At 56.1% G+C, this 15317-nt stretch carries 15 protein-coding genes; 5 read left to right on the plus strand and 10 right to left on the minus strand.

What is annotated here, in order from left to right:
* Positions 1-65 precede the first annotated feature (65 nt).
* From ACIGG6_RS02330 to ACIGG6_RS02350, 5 genes are all read left to right on the plus strand, one after another.
* Positions 66-287, plus strand: coding sequence for a DUF4224 domain-containing protein (locus tag ACIGG6_RS02330; RefSeq protein ID WP_399841837.1), 222 nt, complete (start codon positions 66-68; stop codon positions 285-287).
* Positions 284-1303 (plus strand): tyrosine-type recombinase/integrase, encoded by a 1020-nt coding sequence (locus ACIGG6_RS02335; RefSeq protein ID WP_399841840.1) that lies wholly within the window; start codon positions 284-286, stop codon positions 1301-1303. Before ACIGG6_RS02330 ends, ACIGG6_RS02335 begins: the two co-directional genes overlap by 4 nt.
* An 880-nt stretch (positions 1304-2183) precedes the next feature.
* On the plus strand, positions 2184-2777 hold the full coding sequence (locus ACIGG6_RS02340) for a hypothetical protein (RefSeq protein WP_399841843.1): 594 nt from the start codon (positions 2184-2186) through the stop codon (positions 2775-2777).
* A gap of 241 nt (positions 2778-3018) precedes the next feature.
* Positions 3019-3252, plus strand: coding sequence for a DUF1654 domain-containing protein (locus tag ACIGG6_RS02345; RefSeq protein ID WP_399841846.1), 234 nt, complete (start codon positions 3019-3021; stop codon positions 3250-3252).
* Between the two features lie 4 nt (positions 3253-3256).
* Complete coding sequence (locus ACIGG6_RS02350) at positions 3257-3559, plus strand: hypothetical protein (RefSeq protein WP_399841849.1); 303 nt, start codon at positions 3257-3259, stop codon at positions 3557-3559.
* On the opposite strand, the gene ACIGG6_RS02355 is transcribed toward ACIGG6_RS02350, so the two are convergent.
* From ACIGG6_RS02355 to ACIGG6_RS02400, 10 genes are all read right to left on the minus strand, one after another.
* A complete protein-coding gene (locus ACIGG6_RS02355) occupies positions 3556-5490 on the minus strand; it encodes a hypothetical protein (RefSeq protein ID WP_399841851.1) in 1935 nt (644 codons plus the stop codon). The two genes, ACIGG6_RS02350 and ACIGG6_RS02355, sit on opposite strands and share 4 nt — an antisense overlap.
* Positions 5483-6202 carry a hypothetical protein gene (locus tag ACIGG6_RS02360; protein ID WP_399841853.1) on the minus strand — a complete coding sequence of 240 codons (720 nt, stop codon included), beginning with the start codon at positions 6200-6202 and terminating at the stop codon, positions 5483-5485. The genes ACIGG6_RS02355 and ACIGG6_RS02360 overlap by 8 nt, the downstream gene beginning before the upstream one ends.
* Positions 6203-7726 (minus strand): hypothetical protein, encoded by a 1524-nt coding sequence (locus tag ACIGG6_RS02365; RefSeq protein ID WP_399841856.1) that lies wholly within the window; start codon positions 7724-7726, stop codon positions 6203-6205.
* Positions 7727-7728: 2 nt separating this feature from the next.
* Positions 7729-8073: a hypothetical protein gene (locus ACIGG6_RS02370; protein WP_399841859.1), complete on the minus strand. Its 345-nt coding sequence runs from the start codon at positions 8071-8073 to the stop codon at positions 7729-7731.
* A 34-nt stretch (positions 8074-8107) separates the two neighbouring features.
* Entirely contained in the window at positions 8108-10912 is a 2805-nt protein-coding gene (locus ACIGG6_RS02375; RefSeq protein ID WP_399841862.1) for a phage tail tape measure protein, read from the minus strand.
* A 99-nt stretch (positions 10913-11011) separates the two neighbouring features.
* Positions 11012-11947, minus strand: coding sequence for a Rha family transcriptional regulator (locus tag ACIGG6_RS02380; protein ID WP_399841865.1), 936 nt, complete (start codon positions 11945-11947; stop codon positions 11012-11014).
* Between the two features lie 396 nt (positions 11948-12343).
* Complete coding sequence (locus ACIGG6_RS02385) at positions 12344-13108, minus strand: DUF4124 domain-containing protein (RefSeq protein WP_399841867.1); 765 nt, start codon at positions 13106-13108, stop codon at positions 12344-12346.
* 185 nt (positions 13109-13293) lie between these two features.
* Positions 13294-13791: a hypothetical protein gene (locus tag ACIGG6_RS02390; RefSeq protein WP_399841869.1), complete on the minus strand. Its 498-nt coding sequence runs from the start codon at positions 13789-13791 to the stop codon at positions 13294-13296.
* A 61-nt stretch (positions 13792-13852) separates the two neighbouring features.
* The gene (locus tag ACIGG6_RS02395; protein WP_399841872.1) at positions 13853-14842 is read right to left on the minus strand and encodes a hypothetical protein; all 990 of its coding nucleotides are present in this window, start codon (positions 14840-14842) and stop codon (positions 13853-13855) included.
* 116 nt (positions 14843-14958) lie between these two features.
* Positions 14959-15312 (minus strand): hypothetical protein, encoded by a 354-nt coding sequence (locus ACIGG6_RS02400; RefSeq protein WP_399841875.1) that lies wholly within the window; start codon positions 15310-15312, stop codon positions 14959-14961.
* Positions 15313-15317 lie beyond the last annotated feature (5 nt).

Raw genomic sequence — 15317 nt, forward strand, 5'->3', positions numbered from 1 at the left:
CTGGCGGTTTTTTTGTGCCCGCAGGCCCTGCTCGGGCCTCGCTGTCCACCAAGGGAGACGCCATCATGGACCTGTTATTAACGCCAGGTGAGATAGAAACCCTGACTGGCCGCAAGCGAACCAAGGAGCAATGCGCCGCGCTTGATGCCATGGGGGTGCGCTGGAAGATCAACGCCAGCGGCGCGCTGATCATTGGTCGCCGGCATGTAGAGCAAGTGCTGTGCGGTGAGAACGTCAGCCAAACACCAGAAACCAAGCGACCTAATTTTGAGGCCTTACACGCATGACGCAGGAAAACCCAGGCATCCCCCGGGTGTATTGGAAAAGTGGCGCATGGCGCTATAAATGCAACGCCCGCCAGAAGGCGCTGGTGGGCAAAAGCTGGATACGCTTGGGAGAAACAGCCAAAGAAGCCCAAGCCGCCTATGAACAGTGGCTAGAGCGGCTATTCCCCAAGGCGGGCATGGGCCGCATATTCGACCGCTATGAAGCTGAGATCATCCCCGCCAAGCCTGCTGAAGCGACGCGTCGCTCCAACCTGCAGGAGCTTAAGAAGCTGCGCGCTGTGTTTGCCGAGTGCGAGCCAGGCGATATAACGGTACACGACATTTATCGTTATATGGATGCTCGCGGCGTCCAGTCGAAAACACAGGCCAACCATGAGTTGGCTCTGCTCAAGCACATCTTCCGGTACGCCCAGCGCTGGGGAATCGTGGAACACAACCCCGCCGATCCGGTGACCAAGTTCAAGCTCAGGCCACGTGACCGCTATATCACGCACGCAGAGTTCAGCCGCTTTCTAAAATTCACCTCTCCATGGGTACGTCGCTACGCCCTACTGAAATACAAAACCGGACTACGCCAACGTGACCTGCTCACGCTTCGACTGGATCAGCTCACTCCGGACGGCATCGTGTTACGCAGCAGCAAGGCAGGCAAGCAGGCCGTCATTCCCTGGGATGATGAGCTGAAGCGTTTAGTGCAGGAGATAAAGGCCGACAATCTAGGTCGTGGCAAACAAGGCCCCTCGTTGTTCTGCAAGCGGGACGGCATGCCCTACAACAAAGATAAGTTTCATAGCCGCTGGCAGTACGGGATGCGTAAAGCGATGCATGAAGGCCACGTCGAGCGGTTTACCGAGCATGATATCCGAGCCAAGCACGCGACCGATGCCGATGAGCAAGGCTATGACGCCATGACCAATTTGCAGCACAGCGACCGGCGAACGACTGAAGTCTATCTACGTGCTAAGCGAGTGCTAACGGTAAGCACGCTGGGGGCGGGAGAGTTCCTAGAAGATTAGACATTAGTCTATTATGCACTGGTCTGGCTGGAGCAGTATAACGGCAGTTGTTCCCCTCGTTATACTTTCACCTTTTTTCGTGCCTAGAAACGAGAAAAGGGAACCAGCTAAGTAACTGATTCCCTTCATGTTGTGGCGGAGGGACAGGGATTCGAACCCTGGATAGGCTATTAACCTATGCCGGTTTTCAAGACCTACCCTTTCAAGCGCCAGCTATCATAACCCGCTGATCTAAATATCATAACACGCTGGGCGCAGTGTGTACCAAACAACCGATATTCTCAATTTTAGGCAGCTAGACACATTCGAGCGCAGGTCTCTGGCACAATCTAGACACACTACTTTTTTCCAATATCCTAACACCAAGGAACCAAGTAAAGTTAAAACTGTCGGGAGAAAAGCTCTGTTGTGCAGTCGGGTGCCGTCGCCATGGATGACTGCTTAAAAACCCAATAGACGGCAGGTCTGGGCCCCCCATTCCCGACTCTAAAAGAGCCTTGGGGGAGTTGCTGGAGGGTAGCTTTATGCAAACCCAATCAACAACGCGCTCAGAAGGTCTCAATGCCAAGGCAGTAGCATATGCCACATTGTTCGGTGCCTTCATGCTTGCTATGCCAGTATGGCTGGCTATACCGGCAGCAGTGGGCGTTCTATATGTGCTGACAAGAATTTGAACCTTCGCCCCGGGGTGCTTGCACCTTTGGGGCACACCTACTCTTCTAGCCACAAACACTGCAACCCCATTACTCCGCGTCTATATCAGTAAGCCATTGATTGCAGAACGATACCATTGCATTTGATAGCCAGCCGACTCAACCAATTCGCTCTATAAATATCAACAGGTTACACTTGAGTTTTACAATAGATTGAGTGCCCCCCTATGGAGATCACATTTTCACCTGGTCCCGACTGGATTAGCCGAGCTGCAGAAATCGGAACGATAGCAGCAATATTGATTTCCATCGCGGCACTAACTGTTGCGGTAGTGGAGATGCGAAGAAATGGTAAGCAGCTCCAGCAAGAGGCCCGATTCAATTACGCCAAAAGAGCCATGAAGCTACACGACCTATTGATGCTAAATGACGGTCACTTTCTAGAGCTCGACGAACAACTGCCGGTTAAAACAGTTGGCTACACTCAAGTGCACCTTGAAAGAATATTGCCTATCGACTTTGAAAGTGTTCTTCACGAGGCGAAGGTTACACATGCGCTATCCAAAAGCTTTATTGATGATTGCCCTTCCTCTCAGATCTTTGAATACATGTATGTTTTGAAGTCATGTAAAGACAATTATCTTGAGCAAGCACGGCGCCCGCCAGCTGCCCGAGATCCTTGGTTTGTGAGCAGACTAATAAGCATGCACGCTGCTGATCAAAAGCATTATGAAATTGCCTCGTCATTAGGAGTAAACCAACCTTACAGGCATCTTCGCCAAGCACTCTTTGATGAAATCGAAAGGGCCTACCAAATTTAATAAGGCACACAAGCAGCGGATTTTGAATCCGCTGCCGCGATTATCAAAGGCCGCGCTTGCACAAGGCTTTGTCGCACAATCAACCGCTTAGCGGTTTACACCTGTTACACACAGCGCATTGGCCGCATGCAGTTTGCGACCAAAACGCGACCATCCCCCATCCCACTCCGCTAGACGGCTTGGGTATGCACTGGCTATACTCGCCCAAATAACTGTACAAATAACCAGTCAAAGAGAGGCGATGATGTCAGAGAAAACCTACGCGGCTTTGGTCGAGCGCGTTAAGCGGAAGATCAATTCACCCGCTGCTCAATCTGAGAACTGCACCGAGATCCAGCGTCAGCCGGACGACGCGGCAGAGGATTGGGCGCGGCTGCTGGCCGATCTCGGCACCGTTGAGAACGTCACCATGGTGCCGCTTGACGAGACCGCCGAGCATGTCAGGATACGGTGGAACCCCGCCGAAGCGATGTAATGTCATGGATGAACGTTATCGCGCCACTGTGTGGCGAAAGAAACTAGAGCGCGGCCGCAATGGATGGCGGCGCTTTACCTCCGCTTCACTACCGCGCTGTGTGATTGAGTTCCATATCATCCACAAAGGCTATCTCTACAGTGGAAGACACGGCACGTTTAGTTTTGATCCAGAGGAAGGACGCACACCTGGCACTGCGGCTTATGTGCTGAATCGAAGGGATTTAATGACAGAAGGCGTTTGGCGCATGGCGCGAAACCCGGATGGGGAGTGGGGAATGGTTCGCCGTCCTTGGCCGCTCACCTAAACAGCTACGCTCAACGGCAGGTCGTAATACAAATCGCTACTGCCGCCGCGTATCTTTTGCTCTTTGAAGTAGTCAAGCACCTTGCTGGGCGTTTCCGCTCTTACAAAAACGCCTTCTCTCTCAACTAGCGTGATGCATACATGAAGCTTTCTGTCATCTAGGCGGTTGCGCAAGTAAAAACTGTCTGAACCGTCAGGGTCATACCTTCTGGTTCCCTCTAAAATAAACGTGCGCACTTGCCCCCACCAGGAAACCCGCTCAGGGCCGTATTGCTGGAGGTAATCAGACATGCCTTGCTCAACAGTGGGTCCGGTTGAGGAGAAGACAAGCAGCAGCCCCCTTTCGCCGTCTTCAGCGAAGCTGACAATGTCCGGTAGCAATATATTAAATGGCTTGGTGACGCCAACCTGAGAGAGCCAGCTGCCCGAAAAACCTCCTGACGCAGCAAGGCTCATGGCAGGATGGTAGCGAATCCACTCAGCGTAGTATTGGTAGGAAGAGTTCGTATAAAGGTGCTCGCTGATTCTGGATACATCAATCGAGACGCCTGCTATCGTAAACATCTCTGAAACAGACGCAAATGGTGTGTCGGTCTGGCCCCAAATGACACTTGCGACTTCAGCGCCTTCAGCACCATCAGAATAGGGCCTTTCAGGATAACCCGGCCAACCAACAAAGCCCCCCGAAAACCCTGTGTAATTAGCAGTGAAATCGCTATTTACAGTAGCTTCGTATCTTACATCTATCTGTCTACCCAAGTGCCTCACTGTGCCCACGACGCTACATGAATGCTGGCAGGTGATGACTTCTGTACTGTCGTAAAAAAACTCACTTCCAAGGTCTTCAGTCACCACATAAGTGGCTGACCAGCTATCCGCATGGGAGACGGTGACAGTTAGCGCGGCATTATCTTTATTGACGCTTTCGGTAATCTGGTAGCTGCCCCCATTGATGGGCATTCCAAGCAGCGAGGGGGTTGTCCACTCCTCCTGGTAATAAGTGTTAGTCAGATACTCCGCGCTAGGCTTATCCCACACCTCATCAGAGATCGTGATGTAGTCCAAAGCGCTGCACATCTTCGGCGCACTCTCAAACCCCACCACCGTTGGCCCATTGATATTACCGGCGAACGCTACCAGCACCTTATCGCCCTGCTCAAATGCCGCGCCGTTGCAGTCCATGTAGAGGATCGGCACGCCGCTGTAGCTTGAACGGGCGTTGACACTGAGCGCCTGCTGGCTGCTGGTGGCGGCATCTAGCGTGATCGAGCAGGTATCACCGTCAATGCTGGTGATGGTGGCGGTGCGGTAGGTGGGGCGCCATTTTTGCCAGCCGGGTAGCATTGCGAGGTTGTAGAACGTGGCAGCGGGGGTGCTGGCCAGTGCGGGCTGCATCGCGCCATCGGCGGTGGCGCTCCACTGGTTTGCGCCCTCAAACCCTGGCTTGATGATAACGCTACCGATCTCCCCCGGCACTTCGGCAGTGGCCACTTCGCCGCTTAGGTCATCGGTGTAGTCCGCACACCACGCTTGCATTTGGCGCAGTGGCGGCAGTGAGTTAATGCGCGCTATTAGCGCCTCGTCGGCTTTGATGCGTACCTCTAGGCTGCGCTGCTCTACCCGCAACTTGTCGCGCTCGCCTGCCGTGGTCATCACTTTTTCAGCGGTTTCGGCTAGGTTGATGCTGGATCTGCCCTCCTCGGCCATCTCCTGCTGATACTGGGCAATGGCGGCGTTTTGCTCATTCACGGCGGTGGCGAACGCGCTTTGCGCGGCGTTGATCTGCTGGGTGAGCGCGTTCACCTGAGTTTGTAGCTGAGTGATACGCGCAAGCGCCTGTTGCTTTGCCACTTCGGCACGCTCTCGGGCCTCGATGATCTCTATTGTGTAGCGCCCTTCGCCCAGCGCTTGCAGGATGCGTGCTTTACCCATTGCCCACCTCGATCACTTCCATGGCCGCGCTCACGTCATTGACGAAATACTGGATCTGATCGACTCGAAAAACCGAGCCGTCGCCATCGATGGCGTAGTTGTCCGGCCTCAGCAGTAGATCCACATTACAGCGGATACGGCGCACGCCTTGGTTAGTCGAGCGCGTCTGTATGCCTTGCAAGGCGCGCTCACGCGGGTCGGCTTGCGGGAAATCGCCATAGCCGGAAAGCGTTAGCGTGTAGCGCGTGGGGCCTTCGTCGCTTCGGATTTGCTCCAGCGGCGCTTGGGCGATGGTTTCTAGGCCGTCGAACTCGTCAACGCTGGGGTAGTAGTAGCCGAGCTGCACCTGCATCATCGTGCCGTACTCGAGTAAGGGCAGTACCGTATCACCGGCCGGCACAATCGCCTGCAGGAACGACTTACCCTCACGGCGCATGGTGGCCTGAAACGATGACATCGGCACGCGCAGATCCCCAATCAGCAGCAGGTAGACCTCTACCCGTTCCAACGGGTCGAACAGCGCCCCTTGCGGGCCATCGTCGCAGCCGATAACGATTGTGCCACCGCTGCCGTTAAGTGCCCAGGTGCCCAGCGGCGAGCTATTCAGCACGCTACCGGGCAGCCGTTTGATAATGGGGATGCAATCAATCCCTCCCGCTGGCGGCTGGGCTGCGCCTAAGGCACGGCTATTAAGCGGATCGGTGTTTAGCATTTACACCTCCATGACGTACCCGCGCACCACCACCTTGATTTTGTACGCCGTGCCGGTGCCTGCCGTTACCACCGCAACGCGCAACGCGGTAATGCCATCCGTCACAAGCGGGGTGTGAGTTTCGCGCCCACCCACGGCGGTTTTGGTCACCGGCGTGGCAGCCAAGTAGGCAGCAGGGGTAACGTCATCCGGGCCGATTTGGATCTCTGGCGCGCCGCCTGGGGTATCGGATTCCACCACGACAACATCAAAGGCGTCCGGTAGAAGGATTGCATTAGAAGGTAGCTCAACCGTTGCCAGAGCGGCACCGTCAGTGAGATCTAATGCAACGGTGCCGATCACTACCTGCATAGCGGCTTGGCGAGTGGCCGTAGGCGGCGGGCCAGCAAACTCTCCAGTCTGACGATAAGCCGCAGGCAAATAGCTCACCGCATTTATCGCCAACCCTCCTACTAGACTGGCCTCAGCATCGCGGCCTACAGCAACGCTGTAGGGTGCTAGCCCCTTAGCATCCAAGCCTAAAGCCAAAGCTTCAGGCGATAATCCAGTCGCGCCATTGCCTAACGCAGTAACACCAGGAGGCTGCGCGCTCGCGCCATCACCATAGGCCGTTGATTTTGGGCTGCTGACGACGGCATTACGCCCCACAGCCGTGCCGCCTTCTGCATTGACCTGCGCGCCTTTACCTAGCGCAACCCCTTCATCAGCGCTCACAGACGAATCAATACCAATCGCGATAGAGCGAGCGCCATTAGATGACCCGTGCAGCGCGAGAGAGTCCGTGCCCCCTGCGACGGCATTTTGACCATAAGCCATTGCTCTCAGGCCCGATGCATAACCGCCCAGAATAGCAAGAGACTGATCGCCGTCACTTTGGCTGCCATCACCTATTGCATAACTGCCATCACCTATTGCGATGCCGCCATTCAACGCAAACGACTGGATACCTTGGCTATTACTACCGTCACCGAAAGCCTGGCTTTCCTCGCCGCTAGCCAAGCCACCCATCAGCGCGACCGACTTCAAGCCATACGCTCTTGAATTTAAACCAATGGCAACGCTTAAAATCCCCGCTGCCTCAGAATTAGTACCAACAGCTACCGCCCCAGCTGCAGACGCCAGAGGGCCGACATAGGACTGCCCGCCATCCTCATAAGCAGACCCAAGCGCAAGCGCCCCAGGGAATGAAGATTCAACCACAATCCCCTGCGGCATATTATTCAACTGCGCTGCCGTTAACCGCGCCTCCACCTCATCACCCGCCGTAAACGCGGAAGCCGTTGCGCCTTCCTTGGCGCGCTCGATCGTCACCATCGGCGGTGTGGCAGCCGTGGCATACACCACTTCCCGCTTGGTTTCGTTGCCTTGGCTGTCGACGGCGAACAACGTCAGCGCTATTACATCGGTACTTTCAAGTGCAGTCGCGATAACGTCCGCGCCGGTGGAAAGCTCTACCTCGGTGGCGGCGTCAGTCAACGGGGCGGCGATCTGCGCGGCGAAGTTGTTGATAAATCCAAAGCGCATGGTTACGCCTCCTCGGTGATGAGAATGATGAGTTCTTGGCGACGGTCGACAAACTCGCTGGGGATGCCGATAAAGCAGCCATCAGGAATAGAGAGCGTGACGCTGGCGTGAATCCGCACTAAGCGGCGGGCCTGGTCGACTACCTCACGCGGCAGCCCTAAGAGCGATAGCGTGACCGTGCGGTCGCCAGGGCTGTGGCCTCGGTTGGTAACGGCCACGCCGCCATCGAGCGTGCTAACCCGGCTAACCCTGCGGTTAACATCGCCCAGCGCCGTGCCGTCGAGATACGGCAATAGCATGGCCCCACGCGGGTCGTAGCCACGCGCGGCTAATCCAATGAGATACATAAAGGGGTCTCGCTAAGAGGGCTAAACGGCAGGGTTACAACCCGAGCAGGAACTCGGCACCTTCGGCATTGGCGCGCATCTGCACCTTTTCAATCACCTCCCACATGATCATTTCCAGCGCGGGCTCTAGGCCGTCTGAGCTGATCTTGATCAACCCATCGCCGTTTTGGAGCGCCTGGGTTTTGGCGTTCAGGCTTTTGATTTGGGCGGCAATGAGCTTTTCCTGCTGGTCGGCGGCTTGCTGCTGGATCTCGAGCTGTTGTTCGATGGCGTCGCGGGCAGCGAAGCGATCACCAAAGCTGAGATCTCCCAGAATGCCAAACATGCTAGCGGCCGCATCGGCGGTGGAGCTGATCGTCTCGCTGGTAGCGCTAAGAATCGCCTCCACTTTCTTGGCGTCGGTTTCCATTTTGGCAATCTGGAAATCAACGGCGAACTCCATGTTTTTGATGCGCTCGTTGCTGGCCAGCTCCTCAAGCGCCAGGGTTTGGTCCAACACGGCTTGGCGGGCTTTGAGTATCGCTTCCTCGCTGCTCAGCACTTCGCCGGTCAGCGCTTCTTGGCTATCCGCAGTTTCTGAAAGCTGCCCCTTTAATTCACTCAACGCAGATATTCCGCTATAGAGCTGATCTTCGTCTATTAACCCATTGAGAAAAGCATGATGAAGGCGGTTTGCGGCATCCTCTATCTCACCAACAGAAGCCGTAATGTCTGCGCTACCACTTACAATATGGTAAGCCGCATCCTCCATAGGGCCGGGCAGGTTAGCTAATTGATCAATTAGCGGTATATTTAATCCACTAAATGCGCTCTCAAGGTCGCTACTCGCGTTTGCCACCCCCAGGGCCGCCTCTATCGCCGCGTCGCTAATGCGCTTAACGTCCTCCGCGCTCTCCCCACCAATGCTGCCAGCGGACTCTACCACCTTGACGGCAGCCGCGACCGCTGCCTCAGAAAGCTGGTTGAAATCGGCCTCTGCCTCGCTACCCCAGCCGAAATACTGCTTGATGGTTTCGTAACCGGCAGCGATGTTCTCAACGTTGAAGATGGAGAACTCGTCACCCTGAATATTCTCAATGTCCGCTAGGTCGCTGTTGATCTTTTCAGCCAGCGTGATTGGCTGTTCGTTGAACTCCCGCAAGCGCTCCCGCGCATTAACGAACGCCTCGCCCAGCTCAAAGGCCACTAAGGCCAGGCCAGAGCCCTTGCCAAATTTCTCCATTAAACTGTCAGAGCGGGTAATGGCTTGCGCCAGCACGCCACCGGTGCCCGCCAGGGCGCCTACTGCCGTGGTCAGGCTGCCTATTACTGCCACGGTCGGCCCCACCACCAGGGCAGCGCCACCAATCACACCTAGCCACTGCTGAGTATCACTGTCTAATTCGGTAAACGCCTGAATTACCGGACCCATGACCTCGGCAACGCCTTTGAACACCTCAATCGTCCCGCTAGTGAATTCCGAGAGCGAACGGAAGCCGCTACCCAGCCCTTCAATCACGCCCTGCAGATCTTCGGCGGTGATCTCGACGTTTTCCAGATCGCCAAACAGCGCTTCTAGGCCATCAGAGAACCCGCTGTAATCGGCATTTTCCAGCGCTTCGGGGAGCGCATTTGCCACCTCAAGGGCCAAGCGCTCAATCTGTTTGAGGTGGCCGTTCAGCTCTTCAAACAGCGGATCAAGCTCGCCAGCGGCAACGGCACCATCCATCTGGCGGAATATCTCGCCAATGGCGTTGTTGATGCCGGTCATCTCTGTGAGGAACTTACCGCCAATCGTTCCCGCCATGTTATCGAAGGCGGTAGCGGTGCGTTGCGCCGTGCGCTCTGCGGTCGCCAGCTTAATGGCCACCTCTTCGGCCACGGTACTGGAGTTCTGCATCGCGGCGGCTACGTCGATGTTGCCGCGCTCCAGCGAGCCGAGCACCTCCACCATTTTGGAAGACTGTTCGATGCCGAAGAGCTGTTGGGCCACAAACAACTTCTCAGCGGCTTCCATGTCGCTGGTGGCCGCTGCCACGTCCTTCAGAATCTCGGTACTACTACGCAGCACGCCGTTGGAATCACGTTGAGCAATGCCCAGGCGTTCTAGCGTATCAGTCACCGGCGCGGTGTCGGCCCCTAGCTGCAACAAGCCGGTACGCAGCGCGTTAGCCGCCTCAGGCCCGGAACGGAATACCTCAATCACCGGAATCAGCAGCTCAGCCGTTTCCTCAAAGCTGAGCCCCAGCGTACTGGCGATGGGCGAGAGCATCCCCATGCCCTGAGCCAACTGTTCAACATCGGTGGCGTAGGTGTTGCTCGAAGCGTTCAGCACTTCCAGTAGCTGATTGGCTTCGCTGGCGGGCGCCTTAAAGCCTTTGAGAGCCTGCACCAGAATCTCACTGGATTGCGCAGCTTCAACATCACCGGCAATGACCAAATCTAGCCCATTCTTTACTAGCCCAAGCGACTCTTCAGCGGTAAAACCCGCCTGCTTGTAGTCGGCCATCGACTGAACAAGCAGATCCGACGACACGCCATAGGCGTTGGAAAGCTCGTTCAACTCAGCGGCGTAGCTCTCTGCCGAGCCGTCGCCCTCGCCTAGCGTCTTTTGCAGGTCGGCTAGTGCGGCCTCGAACTTGGTGGCTTCGGAAATCGCCTTCTGCCCAAACGCCACCGCCAGCGCGGCGGCGGCCACTTCTGCCGCCAGAATTGCTTTGGTTACGTTCGCCAGCGGTGCGGCCGCTTGCTCCACCTTGCTGGTGAAATCATCGATCTTGCCGGTGGCGGACGTGATCCCCGCCCCCATCTGGTCCACGCCCTCAAAAATAATGGCGACGGTTTTTTCTAGGTCTGCCATGGCTACCTCTTAACTAGAATGACGCCCACGGGCTATGCCTGGGCAGCGGTGGCCCAGTCATGAAAAGGCCCGCATGGCGGGCCTTGGGGTATTAAGGTGTTACTGCGCTAGTGTGCTTTGTAGGCAGCCGGTGGTTTTGGCGAGCGAGCCAACAAAGTTCTGAATGTGCGTCAGCTTTTCCTCTGCTTTGCGCTGTTGAATGCCGCGCATTTCGCAAAGATGTATGAGGGCTTTTATCTCTTCTTGCACATTGGCAATGCTGCTCACCTGAACAGCCGAACCAGTGCGGGCGGCTTCGTTGAGCTGCGCCAGCAGGCGGCGAAGGTCTGAATGGTGCATCGCATCCATGCCTACTAGCTGGTGGGCTTGCCATTCGTTCCACTGGCGAGCGAGCGGGTAATCGATCACGGCGGCCGCAGGCGCTGGCAGGGTCTGCTTGCCGAGATAGTCGCCTTCGATGATCTTGTGCGTTTCGCGTTCGATGCTGTCTTGCACAAACATCATGGCGCGGTCGATCTGTTCCTGACTGGCTTCTTCAATCGTGCTCACGCCCAGGTAGCCGTTTACCAATTTCCACATACCGGCATAGTCGGCAGCTTCGCCTTGGGCGCTGCGTAGATTGGCTAAGGTACGAACGGCACGATTGAGCGGCTTACGATCTTCCACACTGGTGGGCGCGCGGCCTAACTTCTCTGCCATCCAGTTGAAGGCGTTGATGTAGGCAACTTTGATCTGCGCGGCCTTCTGGCCAGTGAAGCCCATCACCAAAAACATGAAGCCGTCTTTATCCATTTCCACAACGCGAGATTCACGCTTGGCACCCTGGCCCAAATTGACGATTTGAACATCAGCGCAAAAATGCGCGCATGTAAATTCGCTAGGGCAATCAAGGTTATCAATCTTGCGAAGCACGTCGCGGTGACGCTTTCCAAATGCCTCAGCCACTTTCAAAGAAGTGGTTTTTAATGCGCCCTGCACGGCGTGAATGAAGGCTTCTGGCTGGCTGGAGATCTGAGTTGCACTGATAGCTGTCATGGCTGTTAACTCCCGTATCTTTAATGGAGTTCGCCTAATCACTACCACATGATGGAGGCGAACCGTACGCGGGGTGGTAGACCGGAGATACAGGAACCCGGCACACCCGAAGGTGTCCCACGCACGGCCCGCCATAACGGGCACAAAAAAAGCGCCCATTGGCGCTGTGCGCCTGTACCTTGTCGGGCTACCACACCCGAGCCACTGATTTTGCAGCGGCAAGGGAATGTTGGCCCAACTCGGCGCAGGCGTCAAGCTGCGTGTTTATTATGGTGGCGTTGCGGGCGCTTCCCAAGGGGCTTGATTGGCCTGTTTGGAAGTACAGGACTTCACAAAACTCTTTTAGTCAAACACAGTGCTTTGCGCATGAATAAGCCCTCTAAAGGTGAGCTGTTATTACCCAGGAAAAGTAAGCTCATCACCCGAAAACTGCTCTTTAATTTCTACACACCTAAATAGCTCATCATAAGAGCCTGAAGACTCAATAACTGACTCAATGCTACACGTCTGCCTAATAATGAAGGGCAAACTTTCAAACCGCCCATTTAATTCAGCAAATGCTCTTTGCTGGGCTTCCAGGCATTGAGTGCGCGCCTGCTCTTGATCAACACCTAAGCTATCCACCTCAGACGCATAATCGGCACAATATTGCTCGCTATCAAACTCTGGGAGCTTAGCAAATCCATTTGAGAACTCTGCAGCAACAGCAACCTTGTCGGCTTCTTTTAAAGCATTATTCCAGTCAATCAATGGTAACGATTCATCTTGTCCCATCAGCGCCGGGACATATATCCACCCAAAATCAGCATGACTACCCGACTGAGTGAAAGCCCGATACAGATCATCATCACCAACTCTTTCAATCTCGGTAATGAAAATAACAGTTCCAGGCTTTAGGCTCGGTGCCCTTAATGCCTCCTCAAGCCCTCCATTATTGTTTTCAAAAAATGGCGTAGCTGAAGACAACCGAAACCGCGCCAACGCTTGCGCTTCCAGGGGTTGGGTTCTAGCCTTATATGCTTCTACCCTACCACCCCGAATCTTTAGCACTGTTTCTTCAGCGCCAGCTGGGCAGCGTGAATCCTGATACGCCACTTGCCCAGTTGCATTCACGCACTTAATAATATCTGCCTGCGCCGCCAGTGGCAGCGCCAGCAACACTAACCCGCTTGCTATCCCCCGCATCACCTGCCCCTTTGCCTAATCCTCATTTAACCTAACACATTATGTTTGGCTGCGCCCCTCTTGGCGCTGGCCGTAATAAAGGCCCCAAAGATCTAGTTCTAGGTCGGTCAGCATGGCAAGCGGGAACAGGTCAGGCCGGACGCGAAACAGAAATTCGCCCTTCAGGTCGCAGAGTTTGAGGGCGAGCTGGATGCCTGGCTGCCTGAAGAGCGCTTCGGCTTTCCCGGCTCGCTGCCCATGCCGGTGAGCTGGGTAATCTTGGTAGTCAGTTCGTAGAACTCCACGGGGTACGCTTCCGCCAGCTTGACCGCTACTTGATGCGAGCACTCCGGCGCGACACTTCCGATGGTAAGCAGTTCGATTCGGCGCGCTAGGTCGTCAGGTACGCGCTCACTGGTACCGATCAGCTCTTTAATGGCGTCGGTTACCTTCTCCGCTTTATCGGAGTTCAGCGCTTCAATCACGGCGTTCTTGTTGCGGTTGCGGGCGCTGGCTTCGTTCACGCGGGCCAGCTCTTCGCCGGTTAACCCTCGCACGCGCCATACGGGTTTTTCGCCCTCTTTCAGCCCTTTGAACCACTCACGTAAATCCGGTACCGGTACATCTTCCTCACGGCGCTTGAACGATGTGCTGGCGAACTTATTAACGTCAAAATCCATGCTGCCTCCTGCTAGGCACAGTCAAAAGCACCCCGGCGCGTGGCCGGGGTGGATGCGGGCGTTACTCGAAATCCTGAGAGCCTTGCTCAGCCGATACCGTGCACGCCACGTTGACATGATCCCCCGCGGGGAACGTGCGGCCGATGCCGAGAATACCCAGCGTGAGAGAGTGCGGGCTGCGGTTGCGGTCCTGGTAGAAGCGGAACCACAGGCGCTCGTTTTTCAGCTTCACCATCGGGTCGTTGGCCGTGCCATCGCCGTAGTGCGTGAAAGACGCCTGACCCAGCGTGCGCGAAACGCTGCCTAGCGTGCCGTTGTAGATCTGCGTGGAGTTCACAGAATGCGAGGTTTCCGCTGGCACCCACGCGCTGGCACGGGGTAGCTCGGCAAAGATCGGCGTGTAACCGCGCACGCTAACCTTTTTCGCCACGCTGCCGGTGTGAATCTTTGGCAGTTCAGCGACGAAATGCACCTCACCAACCGAGGGGTCAGATTCCCACACGGGGGCGTCGTAACGCTCCTGGTGGAGGCCTACCACTTGATAGATCTGCGTATCAGACACCGGCGCGGCAGCGTCGCTGCTGACACGCACCTGCCCGATCTCGATGCTATCCACCGGGATAAAGGGCGGGCCACCTGCGCTACCCCGCTGCTCGGTAAATGTGCTGCCCTCGGTGCCCGCCACGGCCACCAGCGCACCGCTTGAATCTACGGTGATGGAGGTAATCATGTGGGTAGCGGTAGTGGCGCGCTGAATGGTCACATCCGCGCTGGCCACGTTCACCAAGCCATCCGGCTGAGCGCCTGACGCGGTAGGCATGTAAGCCGTAAGCGCAGCCACGGTGACGTTATCGTTTCCGCTACCGGCACGAATCGCGCCACCGGTCGCCAGCCCCCACGGGCGCACCTCGGCATCGAAGCCCGCGCGGCCGCTCCACGGCGCAAACGTGGCTTCAAACACCATGCCATCGCCGGTGTCGCTCATGTGCTCCCAGTCGTTGAACGTCTGGCCGGACTCATATTCCAATTTGGGGTTATCAGTGATCGCCACGGGCGTTCTCCTGTTCTGTGTGATCAGTTGCGTGGTCAATGGCCCGGCGAACGGGCACGGAAAAGCCCGCACGGTGGCGGGCTTTAAAGGGTGGTGAGGCTGATTTGTGAAACGGCTTACAGGACGACTTGAGCACCATACGCGAACATGGCGTCGGCCTGTTCGTCGGTCAGCTCCAGTTTGGCGATCATGCCCATCACCATCGGGCTAAGCCGCCGCCATTCGCCTGCGCGCTGGTACGCGGTGCGGGTTTGCCAGGGCGTTTCTGGATCGGCCATCATGGTTTCTACTGCCTCAAGGTGCCCGAAATGCTCCAGCGCGGACAAGCCCTGGTAAGGGCTAACAACCATGCGTTCACGCTCGTACTGCAAGCGCGCCTGCTCGCCATCAGCTTGGCTTGCGGGCTCGTCACCGGGGTGTACACGGTCGCCCCAATAGATAGCGCCGTTACTGTCTCGCCAGTAGTTCATGCTCA

The sequence above is a fragment of the Vreelandella lionensis genome, assembly GCF_044543515.1.
GTDB lineage: Bacteria > Pseudomonadota > Gammaproteobacteria > Pseudomonadales > Halomonadaceae > Vreelandella > Vreelandella lionensis.

Bases quoted from the DNA above. Each gene is read 5' to 3' on its own strand.
- ACIGG6_RS02355 (WP_399841851.1), bottom strand. From the start codon at position 5,490: ATGGGTAAAGCACGCATCCTGCAAGCGCTGGGCGAAGGGCGCTACACA.
- ACIGG6_RS02340 (WP_399841843.1), top strand. From the start codon at position 2,184: ATGGAGATCACATTTTCACCTGGTCCCGACTGGATTAGCCGAGCTGCA.
- ACIGG6_RS02370 (WP_399841859.1), bottom strand. From the start codon at position 8,073: ATGTATCTCATTGGATTAGCCGCGCGTGGCTACGACCCGCGTGGGGCC.
- ACIGG6_RS02380 (WP_399841865.1), bottom strand. From the start codon at position 11,947: ATGACAGCTATCAGTGCAACTCAGATCTCCAGCCAGCCAGAAGCCTTC.
- ACIGG6_RS02400 (WP_399841875.1), bottom strand. From the start codon at position 15,312: ATGAACTACTGGCGAGACAGTAACGGCGCTATCTATTGGGGCGACCGT.
- ACIGG6_RS02330 (WP_399841837.1), top strand. From the start codon at position 66: ATGGACCTGTTATTAACGCCAGGTGAGATAGAAACCCTGACTGGCCGC.
- ACIGG6_RS02390 (WP_399841869.1), bottom strand. From the start codon at position 13,791: ATGGATTTTGACGTTAATAAGTTCGCCAGCACATCGTTCAAGCGCCGT.
- ACIGG6_RS02365 (WP_399841856.1), bottom strand. From the start codon at position 7,726: ATGCGCTTTGGATTTATCAACAACTTCGCCGCGCAGATCGCCGCCCCG.
- ACIGG6_RS02360 (WP_399841853.1), bottom strand. From the start codon at position 6,202: ATGCTAAACACCGATCCGCTTAATAGCCGTGCCTTAGGCGCAGCCCAG.
- ACIGG6_RS02335 (WP_399841840.1), top strand. From the start codon at position 284: ATGACGCAGGAAAACCCAGGCATCCCCCGGGTGTATTGGAAAAGTGGC.
- ACIGG6_RS02375 (WP_399841862.1), bottom strand. From the start codon at position 10,912: ATGGCAGACCTAGAAAAAACCGTCGCCATTATTTTTGAGGGCGTGGAC.
- ACIGG6_RS02345 (WP_399841846.1), top strand. From the start codon at position 3,019: ATGATGTCAGAGAAAACCTACGCGGCTTTGGTCGAGCGCGTTAAGCGG.
- ACIGG6_RS02350 (WP_399841849.1), top strand. From the start codon at position 3,257: ATGGATGAACGTTATCGCGCCACTGTGTGGCGAAAGAAACTAGAGCGC.